Origin of the sequence: Dyella marensis (assembly GCF_049532885.1) — a bacterium.
In the GTDB taxonomy this organism is placed as follows: domain Bacteria; phylum Pseudomonadota; class Gammaproteobacteria; order Xanthomonadales; family Rhodanobacteraceae; genus Dyella_D; species Dyella_D marensis.
The window spans coordinates 4365990-4380137 of the sequence record NZ_CP064029.1 but is presented as its reverse complement, the minus strand read 5'-3'; the positions used below and the strand labels follow the sequence as shown (position 1 = coordinate 4380137).

Annotated in this window: 16 protein-coding genes; 8 read left to right on the top strand and 8 right to left on the bottom strand. The window is 59.7% G+C overall.

Annotated features, from left to right (window positions below; all coding sequences use genetic code 11):
• Positions 1-40 precede the first annotated feature (40 nt).
• Positions 41-961 carry an alpha/beta hydrolase gene (locus ISN75_RS19130; protein WP_343817617.1) on the bottom strand — a complete coding sequence of 307 codons (921 nt, stop codon included), beginning with the start codon at positions 959-961 and terminating at the stop codon, positions 41-43.
• A 432-nt stretch (positions 962-1393) separates the two neighbouring features.
• Here ISN75_RS19130 and ISN75_RS19125 point away from each other — a divergent pair, with 432 nt between their 5' ends.
• The 3 genes from ISN75_RS19125 to ISN75_RS19115 are packed head-to-tail and all read left to right on the top strand — an operon-like array spanning position 1394 to position 2463.
• The gene (locus ISN75_RS19125; protein WP_168647731.1) at positions 1394-1555 is read left to right on the top strand and encodes a hypothetical protein; all 162 of its coding nucleotides are present in this window, start codon (positions 1394-1396) and stop codon (positions 1553-1555) included.
• Positions 1548-1967 (top strand): DUF4288 domain-containing protein, encoded by a 420-nt coding sequence (locus ISN75_RS19120; RefSeq protein WP_168647732.1) that lies wholly within the window; start codon positions 1548-1550, stop codon positions 1965-1967. Before ISN75_RS19125 ends, ISN75_RS19120 begins: the two co-directional genes overlap by 8 nt.
• Positions 1968-2025: 58 nt before the next feature.
• Positions 2026-2463 carry a hypothetical protein gene (locus ISN75_RS19115; protein WP_168647733.1) on the top strand — a complete coding sequence of 146 codons (438 nt, stop codon included), beginning with the start codon at positions 2026-2028 and terminating at the stop codon, positions 2461-2463.
• 96 nt (positions 2464-2559) lie between these two features.
• Here the strand turns inward: ISN75_RS19115 and ISN75_RS19110 are convergent, their stop codons facing one another.
• Positions 2560-3270: an rRNA pseudouridine synthase gene (locus ISN75_RS19110; RefSeq protein ID WP_343817613.1), complete on the bottom strand. Its 711-nt coding sequence runs from the start codon at positions 3268-3270 to the stop codon at positions 2560-2562.
• A gap of 47 nt (positions 3271-3317) precedes the next feature.
• Entirely contained in the window at positions 3318-4238 is a 921-nt protein-coding gene (locus ISN75_RS19105; protein WP_343817611.1) for a LysR family transcriptional regulator, read from the bottom strand.
• Positions 4239-4368: 130 nt separating this feature from the next.
• Between ISN75_RS19105 and ISN75_RS19100 the strand changes: the two genes are divergently transcribed.
• A complete protein-coding gene (locus tag ISN75_RS19100; RefSeq protein WP_167257186.1) occupies positions 4369-4764 on the top strand; it encodes a RidA family protein in 396 nt (131 codons plus the stop codon).
• A 121-nt stretch (positions 4765-4885) separates the two neighbouring features.
• Positions 4886-5533: a dihydrofolate reductase family protein gene (locus ISN75_RS19095; RefSeq protein ID WP_168647737.1), complete on the top strand. Its 648-nt coding sequence runs from the start codon at positions 4886-4888 to the stop codon at positions 5531-5533.
• 43 nt (positions 5534-5576) lie between these two features.
• Here ISN75_RS19095 and ISN75_RS19090 read toward each other — a convergent pair whose 3' ends face one another.
• Positions 5577-6134, bottom strand: a complete 558-nt coding sequence (locus ISN75_RS19090) for a TetR family transcriptional regulator (RefSeq protein WP_167257184.1) — start codon at positions 6132-6134, stop codon at positions 5577-5579.
• Positions 6135-6252: 118 nt separating this feature from the next.
• Here ISN75_RS19090 and ISN75_RS19085 point away from each other — a divergent pair, with 118 nt between their 5' ends.
• The 3 genes from ISN75_RS19085 to ISN75_RS19075 all read left to right on the top strand — a co-directional run bounded on the left by ISN75_RS19085 (position 6253) and on the right by ISN75_RS19075 (position 10074).
• Positions 6253-6699 carry a VOC family protein gene (locus ISN75_RS19085; RefSeq protein WP_343817608.1) on the top strand — a complete coding sequence of 149 codons (447 nt, stop codon included), beginning with the start codon at positions 6253-6255 and terminating at the stop codon, positions 6697-6699.
• 312 nt (positions 6700-7011) lie between these two features.
• Positions 7012-8259 (top strand): hypothetical protein, encoded by a 1248-nt coding sequence (locus tag ISN75_RS19080; protein ID WP_343817607.1) that lies wholly within the window; start codon positions 7012-7014, stop codon positions 8257-8259.
• Between the two features lie 1110 nt (positions 8260-9369).
• Positions 9370-10074 (top strand): hypothetical protein, encoded by a 705-nt coding sequence (locus ISN75_RS19075; protein WP_343817605.1) that lies wholly within the window; start codon positions 9370-9372, stop codon positions 10072-10074.
• A 39-nt stretch (positions 10075-10113) separates the two neighbouring features.
• On the opposite strand, the gene ISN75_RS19070 is transcribed toward ISN75_RS19075, so the two are convergent.
• From ISN75_RS19070 to ISN75_RS19055, 4 genes are all read right to left on the bottom strand, one after another.
• A complete protein-coding gene (locus ISN75_RS19070) occupies positions 10114-10368 on the bottom strand; it encodes a pyocin activator PrtN family protein (protein WP_423385094.1) in 255 nt (84 codons plus the stop codon).
• Positions 10365-13064, bottom strand: coding sequence for a toprim domain-containing protein (locus ISN75_RS19065; protein ID WP_343817603.1), 2700 nt, complete (start codon positions 13062-13064; stop codon positions 10365-10367). The genes ISN75_RS19070 and ISN75_RS19065 overlap by 4 nt, the downstream gene beginning before the upstream one ends.
• Positions 13065-13389: 325 nt before the next feature.
• Complete coding sequence (locus ISN75_RS19060) at positions 13390-13785, bottom strand: hypothetical protein (protein ID WP_343817601.1); 396 nt, start codon at positions 13783-13785, stop codon at positions 13390-13392.
• Between the two features lie 12 nt (positions 13786-13797).
• A complete protein-coding gene (locus ISN75_RS19055; RefSeq protein WP_343817599.1) occupies positions 13798-14133 on the bottom strand; it encodes an ogr/Delta-like zinc finger family protein in 336 nt (111 codons plus the stop codon).
• Positions 14134-14148 lie beyond the last annotated feature (15 nt).

Genomic DNA, 14148 nt, shown 5'->3' with positions numbered 1-14148 from the left:
CGTCCGCATTCGATCCGGCGCGGACGCCCGCCGCAGCTTCTTACTTCACCGGCTTGCCGTCGATAAAGTTATGAACCGCCGAAACCGTGGTCTGCGTAGCTTCTTCCATTAACCAATGCCCCGCACCGGGAACCACCAGCTCAGTGACATTAGTCGCGGCATTACGCATCACCACCGCCTCATTCGACCCAAACGACTTCTCGCCGCCCACCGCCAGCACCGGCATGGTGAGCTTGGTTGCCATCGCGGCCTTGTTGTCCTCGGCATCCTTGCGAATGGCGCGGAACTGCAGAAAGGCGTCGTGCATGGCGCCAGGTCTGGCATAGAGCTCCGCGTAATGCTGCCGCGTCGCCTCGTCGATCTTCGACGGCGTGCCGGCAAACTCATTCCAGAATCGGTCCAGGTAAATGCGTTCACGGCCGGCCACCAGGCGCTCCATATCCGGTCCGCCAAAATCGAAATGCCACAGGGCCGGCCAGCGCACGATCTGGTCCCACGGCGGGATGCCGGGAACGGGGGCATCCATCACCACCAGCCGGTCCGTCTTGTCCGGATAACGGGCGGCGTAGGCATACGCCACCATGGTGCCGATGTCATGGCCTACCACGGCGGCATGGTCGATACCCAGCTTGGCCAGCACGCCGCGGACGTCGGCGGCCTGCGATCGTTTGTCATAACCCTCTTCCGGGTGCGACGACAGACCCATGCCGCGCAGATCCGGCACAACGACGGTGTGGTTGCGCATCAGGTCCGTCGCCAGCGGCACCCACATATCGCCGGTGTCGCCAAAACCGTGCAGCAACACGACAGCAGGGCCTTTGCCGCCGACGCGCACATGGATGGTGGCGCCGTTGGTCTCGATATCCTGCACACAAAACGACGAGGGAAATGGTTGAACGCTGGCGGCGGCTGGAACACTCGATGCGGCCAGCAGGCACGCGATCAGGAAGCGGCGAATCATGGCTGGACTCCCAAGGCAGTGAATGACTGATGGATGGTTTCCCGGCACTGGACGCTGCGGCTTGCCTGCCTCGTCCAGCAGCTAGTTCAGGGTGGGCCGACACGTACATATGATCGCTGGCGCCACCGTCCCGCTCCCGGCCGCAGATCGCTATGTCGTGGCTTCGGTAGTGTGGCAGGTAGTGTCCGCGACTGCCCTTGGGAACAGCTTGCGCCGGGTCAGGTCCTGAGACGTGCTACGGGCACGGCGGACTCGTTCGATCAGGTCGAACGAGTCGCCCGGCCTTTAAAGGAGCAAGCCACGCCCGCTGGTGACTTCCAGCATGTGTGGAGCGGCCGGATCGAGCCTAGCCTACGAAGCTTGCCGTTCCGCGGATCCGCTATGAAGACATGGAGTCGGTGGTGCCTTTCGCTGGCCGGAATGCTTTGCGCCATGCCCCTGCTGGCGCAATCGGCGTCCTTCCAGTTTCTTGGAAAGCCGGGCGCATATCTGGTGGGATTGAAAGTGGTCGAGCAGTACGACCGCTCGCGCAGCTTTCCTGCGACCCTTTTGCTCAGCGACCAACTCGATGCTGGAGTGCCTTGGAATGAATGACCGTGGCGCACGGCTGTCGGCCGCGACCTCACCCGTGGGGTGGTACGTGGGATCGTATCTCCTGCGTTTTATCGAACTCGAAGCGGCAGGCAACGACGATCCCGATGCCGATTTTCTGGTCTGGGAAAATACGGTCATCGTTGAAGCCGGAGATCTCGATGAGGCTTTCCGAAAGATAGAGGCCATCGGGCTGCAACATACCGAACCCTATAAAGGTGGCCATGACGGCGTTCCCGTGCGATGGGTCTTCGAAGGCATTACCGAACTCCTGCCTGTTTACGAGCGGCTTCAGGACGGCGCGGAGATCATGTGGGCGGAGAGGGAGTCGGTCAAACTCAGCGCGCTTCGTGCTCAGTCGATGTCGCTGGAGGAAATTCGGGCGCGGTTCCGGCGCGGAGAAGCCCAGGAATAGCGGTGGGCCTGGGCCGCGGAAGCCCCATCGATAACCTGCTTTGCCACGCGAGGATGCCATGGCTTCTTGGGAACTGCTTCTGTGGGTCATCTTCGCCATCGTAATGGCGGGCGTCACTGTCTTTGGTGTAGGCGTCATCGCCTATATCCGTCGCGAAAACAGTTCCTACCTGGCCGAGCAGAAACTCTGGCTTTCGCTCGTCCATACGGGCCAGCCGGCGGATGGCGTGATCCGCAGCCTCCGCCTTCACTCCGATAACCTCAGTCGTGGCGGATCGCACGGGCAGTCCATGTGCGCCGTGGTTCTTGAGGTTGATTACACGGATGCCTCCGGTGCCCGGCGGACCGCGGCCATCCGCACCTATATCGAAGAAACCCTTCTGGCGGTATTCCAGGAGCCGCTCAAGGTCATTCACCTGCTTTATGACCCTGCCCATCCAGCTTCGGTCGTGATCGACCGCGGGCGCTCGCCGCTGGAGCTTGCCCGGGGCTCCTGAAAGCCGGCGCCGGTTGTCGGCGCTCAAGTTCCAGCGAGAAAGCGTTTGCTGGGAGATTTTCTAACCGAACCAGCAGGCTGGCATGTCTTCAAGACATCAAAACCGATCGGTGCTGGCCAGATAACGCCACTGTCCCGGTTGCAGCCGGGACATGGGTATACGGCCGATGCGGATGCGCTTCATCGCCAATACTTTCAAACCGACGGCCTGGCACATGCGCTCGATCCTGTCGGGCGCAATCCGCTTCAAGGCAAAGCGCAGATGGGTTTCGTTCTGCCAGCTCACCTTGATGGGCGGCAGCGCGTAATGGTCGAAGCTGAGTCCGTGGTTGAGCAGGGCAAGGCCGTTCGTCGCCAGCTTGCCTGACACTTCGACCACGATTTCCTGTTCGATGCGGTCGAAGTCTTCCTCCAGGCGACGCTTCACCCGCCAGTCCTGCGTGAATACCAGCAGGCCGCTGGCCTGGTCCGGCAAGGAGAGCGGGCATTCCAGGCGCGTGAAATGGCGCTTCAGCATGCGGACGCCGGAAGCGTCGTCGGGCGAGTGGCTTTCCTCGCGAATCAGCGCACGGGCTTCGTCTATCGTTGCACCAGCGGGTTTATGGAGAGCCACGGTAATGGGTTCGGCAGGTTCGAGCTGAGCGTTGGGATCGATCTCGATGTGCTGTTCCAGCACCTTGAACTGCGGCTCTTCCACCGTCACGCCATCCACGCGCACCCAGCCGCCCTCGATATACATTTCCGCCTCGCGCCGCGAGCATTGGGCCAGGGCGGCGACACGTTTGGCGAGGCGTACGGGTTCGGTCATCGGATTTGCCTGTGGGTAATGGGGGCCATTATAGGCAGGCCCCGGCCTTAGCCTCGGCGCGCTACGGGCGCATGTTGCGCCATGAGTTCAACCATCCAATCGATAAAGACGCGCAGCTTCGCGCTTACACGCTTATTGGGCGGGAAAGCCAGGTAGAGCGGCATGGCATCCATTCGCCAGGCTTCGAACAGCGGCACCAGCTGGCCTTGGGCTACGTGCTTCCTGGCCATGTACTCCGGCAGCCAGAGTGCGCCGAGGCCGGCGAGTCCGGCCTCCAGATAGGCATTGCCATCGTCCACCGAAAGCACATAGCGCCCCTGTATCCGCACGATTTCACTGCCGCTGCGCATGGCGTAGGGCATGGGCTTGCCAGTGCGCGACCATACGTAGCCGACGATACGGTGGTGCGGGCCTTCCAGTTCGCGCGGGTGCGAAGGCGTTCCGTTTCGCTCCAGATAGCCCGGTGCCGCATACACGCCAAGTCGAAGATCGCCGATATGCCGAGCCTTTAATGAAAGCGAAGTGAGCTCGCCACCGCGCACCACGCAATCGACATTTTCGCCAATGACGTCGACGATGCGATCGCTGACGCCCATATCCAGCTGGATATCCGGATAACGCGCGTGGAATGCGGGCAGGGCCGGTATCAGGATGATGCGGGCCAGCGGACTTGGCACATCCACCCGCAATTTGCCTTTGGGCGATGCGGTGGCGGCGGAGAGACCGTTCTCGGCATCGTCCAGATCGGCGAGCAGCCTGATGGCGCTCTCGTAATACGCCATTCCGTCCGCGGTCGCGTTGACTTTGCGCGTGGTGCGATGGAGCAGCAGGACGCGCAGTCTCGCTTCCAGCTGCTGTATGAGCTGGGTCACGGCGGTCTTGCTTATGCCGAGTGTTTCCGCGGCCTTGGTAAAGCTGCCGGTCTCCACGACCCGGACGAAGGCCTGCATCGCATCGAACCGGTCCATTGTTGCTTCCGTGGGAGCTGGGATTGTTTGGATTCTACAAACAGTGTGAGCCGGGAATGGCTGTTTATCGGCGCACTGCTGCTGCCTAGAGTGTGCCTCTCTCGTTCCTGATGCTGATGGAGGTGGATTTATGGCAACGCGCGATGTCGTTTTTCCCGCTGGCCGCCGCGCGCTTTACGAGCGCAATCGTTATTCGCCGGCCATCCGCTCGAATGGCTTCCTGTTCGTTTCCGGACAGGTCGGCAGCCGCGACGACGGCTCGCCCGAGCCGGATCTGGAGCGGCAGGTGTCGCTCGCGTTCGAACATTTGAACGAGGTATTGGCCGCGGCCGGATGTGCCTTTGAGGACGTGGTCGATGTGACTGTCTTCATGGTCGATCCCGAGTCCGTATTCGAGAAGGTCTGGAGCGTGGTGCCGAAGTATTGGGGCGAGGCTCCCCATCCGACGCTGACTGCCGTGGGCGTGACGTGGCTTTATGGGTTCCAGTTCGAGATCAAGGTGGTGGCCAAGCTGCCGGCGGAATAATTCGAAGCACCTTTGCCGTTGGAGCGCTCAGTCGTCGATTGACAGGTACCCGGAACGCATTCAAGGTTCGTCGCTGGCCATGAGTGCATGGCCGCATCCTGGTCCGCTCGACGGAGGGTTTATGACCAAGCTGGTGGTAAGAAGCCTCGCTGTATCCCTCGACGGCTATGCCGCCGGCCCCGACCAAAGCCTTGAGAATCCGCTGGGCGTGCGCGGCCCGGAACTGATGCAATGGTTTTTCCCGACGCGCACGTGGCGGGCAATGCAAGGTGGCGAGGGTGGCGAGACCGGTGTCGATGACGAGATCGCACAGCAAGGTTTTGCGGAAGTCGGCGCATGGATCCTCGGCCGAAACATGTTCGGCCCGGTGCGCGGCCCGTGGCCGGACGACAGCTGGAAAGGCTGGTGGGGCGACGAGCCGCCGTATCACGTGCCGGTGTTCGTGCTGACGCATTACGCACGGGAGCCTTTAGTGATGGAGGGCGGCACCGTATTTCATTTCGTCACCGACGGCATCGAGTCCGCCGTGAAGCAGGCCATTGCGGCGGCTGAAGGCAAGGATGTGCGTATAGGCGGCGGCGCATCGACCATCCGGCAGCTGCTGAGTGCGTCGCTGATCGATGAAATGCATCTCGCGGTGGGGCCGGTGCTGCTGGGCAGGGGAGAGCCTCTGTTTCATGGACTCGATATGCATGCACTTGGCTATCGCTGCGACAAAGTGGTCCCCGGTGAGCGCGCTACGCATATGTTTTTGCGTAAGGGTCCATAGCGAGATACGGACGAAATAGCGCTCCGCGATACGCACTGTTCTCTCATGCCGATCTTCCCAGCGCAGCAAGGATCACTTTGCGTGCATGGAGCAAGTCGGATTTGAGATCGCTCGGGGAGACTTCTACGAACCCGAGCCCCTTGAGCAAAAAAATGCCTTCAACTGCCAATAACGCGTGACGGATTTCCGCGTTTTTGCCACGCGGTCGAAGTGGATCGAGCAGTGCGTGATAAAAGCTCCGTATCGACTCGAGCATGTCGGGGGCGTGCACCAGTGCCGTGACGAGAAAAGCCGCCTTTTGCGTCGAGGTGTCGTCCTCGCTCAATGCTTCTTCGATATGGGCGAGGGCCAGTTCGGCGGGCCCGGTGGGGCCATTGCCGAGCCGCCGACGGACGGCGTCCTGGAAGCGAGCCAGTTCTCGCTCCAGTACCGCATGCATCAGGCCGTCCTTGGTTGCGAAGGTGTAGACCAGGCCGCCTTTGCTGATGCCTGCACGTTCGGCGACGGCATCGAGCGTGAAATTCCGCCCGCCGGATTCCACGATGACCGCCTCGGCGGCATCCAGAACGCTGTCTTTGTCGATTTCTTTTTTTCGAGCCACGCTGACCTCTTGCTTTTCCGACTGGCTGGTCGCATATTATTTCCGACTGAGCAGTCATATTAATGCGATGGGGCGGGCGCCACAAGGCAGCGCCGCGAACTCACCTGAAGGAAAACCTATGAAAGAATTTGAAGCGGAAAGTCCCTTGCCGGCCGCGGCGCTTGGGCACTTTGTCATGAAAGTCCGGAAAGTCGAGGTCAGCTACCCGTTCTATGCGGGCCTGGGTCTGCGTGAGGCCGGCACGTTCCCTGGAATGGCGATCATCGAGCTGCGGGGCGGCACGCATCTGCTGCTGTTTCAAAAGGGCGAGGAGCAGAGCGATGCGCTGCTGGACGGCCGTAATGGCCAGAGGCCCGAATTCCTTAGCGAAAGAATCGATCTGATGATTGCGGGCCACGCAAAAGAAGATCTGGAGCGCTATAGAGCCGATCTGGTTGGCAAAGGATATTCGCCCGCCGAGATCGCCGACGAAACGCTATACGGCCACCATTATTTTTCGATGCAAGACCCCGATGGCAACGGCATCACTTTCTATACCAGCCACTGCGGCGACAAGCCTGTGTGACGTGTGCGGCCCGTTAAGTGGCCGCTGATGGCGGTCCACTGGACGGCCAGCGATGAAATGGCCAGTGCAAGGGGCAGCTAGAATATTCCCCATGCAAACCCCCGCTCCCGCCGCTTTCCGCCTCTCGGTCGCCCCCATGATGGATCGGATGCATTGATCTTGTTATCTTAGTAAAATCAGTTGCTTGGAATCAATTCCGCGTCGCATGTTGCACCACTGTCACCCGCGGCTCTGACTGTGATGGGATCAGCGTGACGTCTGAGCGGACTTTTTTGGGGCATGCTTGTGCGACGGACCATCAAAGGAATGGATATGAGGGCGGTCGACATTTTCACACCCGGAAAAACACCGACGGTGACATTCGTTGATGAGCATCTGAAGAAAAACGAAAGTTTGCTCCGTGATGCACTGGAGCAAGGTGGGATGCTGATCTCATTGTCTGGTCCATCGAAATCAGGCAAGACGGTGTTCGTGAAGACCGTTTTAGGCGCCGACTGCGTGATCGCTGTGACCGGGGCCGGCGTCCAATCACCCGACGAACTCTGGGATCGTGTGTTTCACGCGATCGGTACGCCGATTCCAAAGACACTATCTCAGTCGCAGCAGGAGAGTTCCAAGGTTGGCGGCACGGGTAAGGTCGAAGGTAGCGTCATCGTCGCGAAGGGAGAGGTATCTGCCTCCGTTGAACGAAGCACCGCTACAGGGGCGGATGTATCCGCGGATCTCGCTACTAGCAGGCTTGGTCTTCTCATCAAAGAGCTTGCGAATACCGGAATGTTTCTCTTCATCGACGACTTCCATTACATGAACCGCGAGGTGCAAGAGGAGGTTGCGAGGCAGATCAAAGACGCCATCGCGAGTGGCGTCCAAATAATAAGTGCATCGGTACCGTATCGTTCCGAAGACGTGCTTAGAGCAAATCCCGATCTTCGCGGAAGAGTAGTTGGAATTGATTTTGATTACTGGGATGCAGACACATTGCAGAGAATTGGTGAGCTTGGCTGTCGGGCGTTGAACATCTCCGCCGATCCGCAGTTCTTGCGTAGCCTAGCCAGTGAGGCCGCGGGTTCGCCTCAACTCATGCAGGCCCTTTGTCTGAATACCTGCTTTGAAAGTGACCATCGTGAGCGTACCGATTTCACCGTGACGATTGAGAACTCGGATGCCCTGTTTAAATCGGTATGCAATCGCACAGCGCATTCGACTGACTACTCGGGAACGATGGAACGTCTTCGTGAAGGGCCGAAGACTCGTGGCACCGATCGAATTCAGTATCGCCTTTCAGACGGCTCGGTTGGGGACGTTTACACGATCCTGCTCAGGGCGCTGGCCATGGATCCGCCCAATTTGCATTTCAGGTATGCGGAGCTGGGAAGTCGCATCGAGCGAGTTTGTGAAACACAGACGCCAGTAGGATCCAGCGTCACAGGGTCGTGTGTTCACGTTGCACACATAGCCAACGACGGGCAAGAGCGTGACATCATGGAATGGGATGCAGAGGAAGACGTTCTGCACATTCGCGATCCTTACCTTCTGTTCTTTATGCGGTGGGGTGAGTGATCGTTACTAGTTGGCAAAAGTGCCGCAAAGGTTGGAAGCCGCCGCGTTAGTTTCAATCCATTAAACGGAGGATCACATGGAGGCAATCAAGGAGAGGAGCATCAGATGAGCAGGTGCTGGGCGAGTTCTCTAGGGGGGTGTGATGCGATCTCCGGGGAACATGTGTTCAGTAATGCAATCTTCACTCCAGGCTGCTCGTGCCCCAGGGTAATAGAGGGTGTCGCACGTATCCGAGGCGGCGCGCCTACGCACAACGCGGAGAAGGCAAACATTCTCTGCCGGCGACATAACTCGCTGCTAAGTCCGCTGGATTCTGTAGCTGGAAAGGTTGCTTCTTTCCAGGCGAGAGCTAACGACGAAGCCTTTGAAGGCAGGCTATATGTTGAAGGGGAGTTGCTTGAGCGTTGGCTACTAAAAACTGCGATAAACATCGCTGCCGCAGGTTGGGCTGGGCCGAGAAAATGGCTGCCATCGTCAGAAATAGTCGCCGCTATATTTGGTCGCGCGCCGATTCCCTCCGGGCTAGGCCTTTATAGTGTAGACGGAGTGGCCCCTAATCACCGCCCATCAGGTGGTGTTAGTTTTCTGCCAATTTTTGTTAGCCGACTTGCCAACCCCGAGCTAACTGGTGCGTACATAACAATGCATGGCATGCCTCTCTTCTTATCGCTTAGCGAAGGGTTGGTCCAGCGGCTTGAGGCCGGTGAATCTCCCTCTCTATTGAATCGCTTTTCAGAGAAGGGGTTGAGACACCTTTATCATCCGGGTGCGTTAGTTATGTCTCGTCAGCGGGGACGCCCAGTAGTGATAGGTTTGAGTTGGAATGGGCTTCTGCGTTTTGCAGACGGCACAACCGCTCCATTCCCAGCGGCGACTTAGGGCGCTTCTGTTCGCGGACGCATTGAGCGATAACGGCGGCTTCATTGACGCATTGCATCTGTTGTTTGCCTAGGGTGTAAGCAATCGAGTTGATCGCTATCAACCTTGATTGAACTTCTTGCGGAACGGTAAAAGGGGGCGGTAGTGGACGATGTATCCCGAAGTGATGGAGGGCTTGTGCGCATACGGACGGCGATTAAGGAGAGTTTTCGAAAGAATCCCCAGCTATCTATGACGATACTGGTATTCGTTCTGGGATTCTTCGCTGTGCTGATCAAGTTTCCAACCGCGGAGGGGAGCACGACGTTGGCGGGCGCGCTATTCGGTTCGGGTGCCGCCTTCATTGGTACTTGGGTTGCAGAAAGGAAGAAGGCCGACGAGGATGCCTCCTTAAAGAATCGTCGCGCCGACGAGGCTAAAGCTTTTCTTTCGCCTGAGTTGGCGACGATCGTAGCGCGTCAAACGCAAATACTTGACCGTATATCAGCCAATTTTGTCACGACGTCAGTCGGAAGCCCGCCGCTAGAAGAGCCGCTATGTACGTTTCGTCCCCGACGGCCAACACTTTTTCCTGCAACTGCTGATCGCCGCGATTTGAATAGCGAGGATGCTGAAATTCTTGTTGAGTTCTACAACGCAATTCAAGATATCGACGAGACAATTGCACTTTGGGAGCGTTCTGACACGCGTCTAGATTTCAATGCTTTCAATGTTCTTCTGCAGGAAGTTGCACACAGTCTCACATTGGCTAGGTTGGCTGTACTTCGGTTTTGTCCTGATCAGCGCTACAGCGCGGTCATGCTGGCGTCTGGGACACTTTTGAATGTGGTGGATCGGTCGATGGAGATGGCAGCTAGTGCGCTTAGCGCCCACATGAAGCGAGCGGATCCGAGGCAGCCCTGGTTGGCGAGCCGTCAAGGAAGAGACGCCAGCTAGCTTGATCTTCCAGCGAGTCATCGTCATTGCTAATGCATGCTAGCCATGGCCTTTGATCTTGCTCCATTCGACCCTGGCTTCGTCGCGAAATCTGTCCAGATGATCAGCCAATGTTTTTGCATCAACTAGCCAAGGTGATTTTTGGGTTCCGATTCGGAATGCCGGTATGGGTAGTGCGTGCCGTCCGGCGCGTTTTGCTGCTTCGTCAGGCTTGAGGCCGAAGAGATGGCAGCAACGGTCTAGTGGTATCTGTGCGGTCTCATACTGAGCTAGAAGCGAGAACAATGTGTTCATTCAGTGCTGGCCCCGCGCTGGAAGACCCAGCACTTGACGGTGCGGCCGCGGGCCTTGTCGGTCTGATCGTGCAGCCAGATGGCGCTGTTCACCGCCTTCTGGTCAATGAACTTGCGCGAGCGAGATGTGCGCAGATACTTCTTGAGGTCCGCAAGCGCAGGCACGTCGAGGCGGTGTTCGCGCGCGCGTTCCTCGAAGTGGTTAAGGTTGACGGCGATTTCGCGTGGATTGCGGCTGTGATTGAGGCTGGATGTTGCGCCGTTCCACTCATCCAGATAGTCGAATCGCTCCCAAAAGGTCTGTACCACCTTGTGGTCAGCACTGATCGAGGACTGCCGCTCGATGGCCATGGCCAGCACCTCGCTTGCCACTGCGGTCTTCTGTTCATCGGTGAAAGGAATCAGCGCGCTCAGCGCCGCAAACAGCGCCAGTAGCTGCCCATGATTCTTGGCGATACGCGTGGTTTTCACGGCTTCGTGGGCGAGTAGTTCCAGCTCATAGATGGGCGCCTTCTCTGCCACTGTCTTGAGCACCTGTTCTTCCTGGCGCGCGACCATCACGAAGAAATAGCTCACCGCATCCACCGGCATGCGTTCCAGTTCGAGCGCCGCAGCACGGGTCTCGGTCGTGTGCGCCGAGCGGTCCACGGTGATGTGGCAGATGCGCTGCATGATGGGCTCGCTGGCATCCACCTTGGCGTTCTGCGAAATGACGACGGTCGCGCGGAACGGCGGCTCGCGCGTTTCGTTGCCCGAGTTCTTGACGCCAAGTGCGCGCACGCTGCGACCGTTGTAAGCGGTCTTCAGTTCGTCCCAGTCAAACGATTTCTTCTTGGCATCCTCGCCGTTGTCGCGGTCGCTCTCGATCAGCACAACCGGCAGATTGGCCACCTGGGCAAAGTTACGGGCGCGCGCGGCGAGCGTGGCCTTGGAAGGATCGAAGCCTTCGTAATCGCGGCGGCCGACCAGCTTCCACAGAAATTCGATCAGCGTGGACTTGCCGGCGCCGGCTTCGCCCACCAACTCAAGGAACGGGTAGCTTTTCTGCTCGGCGCGAATTTGCTCGGCAAACAGACTGCCAAACCAGAAGGTGAGCGCCACCAGCCCTTTGGCGCCGAAACACTTCCATACCAGCTGCAGCCATTCCTCGCGGTAGGACTTGCGGTCGCGGCTGATCGTCAACGCTGGTGAGTGCGTCAACGTCTTGATGTTGAGGCGGCCGATCTCGAAGTAGTCCTCATCGTTGAGGTCAAAAACGGCGCCTTCGCGGATGGCCAGTTCGCCCATCACGTACGTGCCGTGCTCTTTGGTGTAGCCCACATAATCGATCGTTTCCACTGTTTTGATTCCGTAGAGTTGTTGCTTGATGATTCGATCCAGCTGCTGGCTCGTGCCGGTGAACACCGCGCCGGGCGCCATGCTCAGAAGGCGCTTCTTGAATTCGCTTGCGCTGGCGAGGCTGCTGCCGGCAAAGGTGTTTTTCACAGCGCGGCCGCCGTGCGGAAAGGTGACGCGGTAGTAGTACCAAGACTCGTCGGTGACTTCGTTCGCCTGGTAGTACAGGGGCAGCGGATTGCAGTTAGCGATTTCGACGTTGTCACAGGATTCGGCCAGCGCCAGTTCGCGGCGCTCGTCTTCCGCCACATCCGCGTCCTTTTCCAGAAGCTGTTGCATGGCCTTGTCGTAGGCCTTGATGTCGAGGTCGAACCAGTAGAGGCGGTCGTCGTGGTCGTAGAAGAACGTGGCCACACCGGTGCGCCCGTACATAAGGCGCGCCTTGTCCGCGGCGGAGCGGGCGATCAGCAGCGAACCCTGGTAGCGGTACTCGTCCATGTCCTTCGGGCTGAGCCGGTCGGCGAGGTGCAGATCGCTCCAATCGTCTTTCTTGCGCGAGGCCTGCGGGATCGTGGCGGCTTCGCAGGTCCACCCTTCTTTGCGCGCGCGCTGTACCCAGCGGCGCGTGTAGTCACGGCCCGCGGCATCGCCATCCAAGGCCCACACCAGCCGGGGACGAGTGTTGGGGCGCAGTTCGGCTAACCGGCGCAGGAAGGTCGCCGGGTAGTTGTTGCAGCTCATGGTGGACGCCGCGGCCAAGCCGTGGTGATCGAGTGCGCTGGAATCAAAGACGCCTTCGACGAACCACAGCTCGTCCAGGGTGAGCAGGCGTTCGTTCGTCAGGGTTGGGGGCAACCACACCTGGCCCGCGTAGCTCGCGCCAGGCGCAAAGCGCGCTTTCATCTTGCCGAAGCGGTGCGGTCGATCGATCAGGCGCTCCCAATAGCTGCCGCCGGGCAGGGGGAACCGGATGGTGGCCGAGGTCGCTTTCGTCTCGGGGTCGCGGTACCACTCTTGCGTGTAGCTGCCGCGCACGCGCGCCAGGTTGAAGCCGCGCGAGCTGGTCAGGTACGCATCGGCCGCCGCATTCGGATGGTCGTCAGACTTCTTGTAGCGCTCCGACCAGTTGTCGAACAGGTCAGGGTAGAGTTCTTTGACACGTGCCTCGAAGCCGCAGTTTTTCAGGCGGCCGCAACGCACCACCCAAGGCGCGTCGGCGTTGATGTACAGCTCTCGCTTGCTGCAGGTCGGGCACTTGCCCTCGCGCAGGTAGCCCTTCTTCGCCGGCTTGAAATCGTAGTCCCGGTTCAGCTGGTCGAGCACATCTCGCTGCAGGTCGAAGCTCATGTCAACGACGGCCATTGGCGGGGCTCCACAGGTGGCCGTGCGGACCGCACAGGGCGCCCATGCGGCGCATCACCTCGCAGGCTGTGCCGACATAGAGAGACAGGCATGCTTCGCTGTTGCGCCACCCCTCCGAGTCGAAGACATCGTTAGGTATGGGCGGGGCGCAATTCGGGGGTAGCGTGCATATGTGAATGTCGCCGCCGAGCAGCCGGTGGGACCGGCAGGCGGTGCAGTGCTTAAGGTCGGGGGTCATGCGTGGCCATTCATGGGGCAAGCCGCATCCGTCCCGGCAGCCCGTGGGCCGCCGGTGGTGGGTCAAGCAAGGGGGAGAAGCGGAAGTTTAGCGGTCGGCGCGGCGGCCGCAGCGCGACGTGGTGTACTCGGCGTCCTGGGCAGTGGCGCGGCGCTCGTCAGCTAAGGCGATCAGTTCGCTGGCGGTGAACGCGACCAGGCGACCGGTGCGAGGGCTGGTGACATACACCACGTGGCTGGTGGAGTGGTTGATGTCCACGTAGGCCGGTTCGTTGCGGGCTTGCGTGGCGGCCAGCGCGTGCAGTGCATCGTGATTGGCGGTGCGCTGACTTACGCCGAACCGCTCCATCACGGCCGCGGTGCAGCGCGTGATCAGCTGCGTTTCATCCAAATGCTGCGCGGCGTGCGCATCAAGGAACGCCACGGCCACCGAAAGGCGAGCTTCCGGCGTGTTCTTCTGGTCGCTTTCGAGAAGGAAAGACACGGTAGTCCCCTGTTAGTTGAGTGCGGGTGGTGCAGGTGGAAGCGGGGCCGGTGTCGGCGATGCTGGCGACGTGTAATCACGCGCCGGTGTGGCGTCGCTAGGAGTTCTGGCGACGATGATGTCGTTGGCTCGTCGCTCTACGATGGGCAGGGCCACGTCGTCGCGCGGCGTCATGCTGGGCACCAGTGTGCGGACGATGCCCAGGTGAGCGACGAAGCGGTGCCCGCATTCGATGCCCATGCACTGGAAATAGATTTCCCGTACCAGCGTGCTCAGCTCGCGCGATGTCATCGTGACCGCACGTTCGCGGCAGTGCGGGCAGCGAATCGTGCATCGATTTGAGTGCATCCGTTTAGTCCTTGT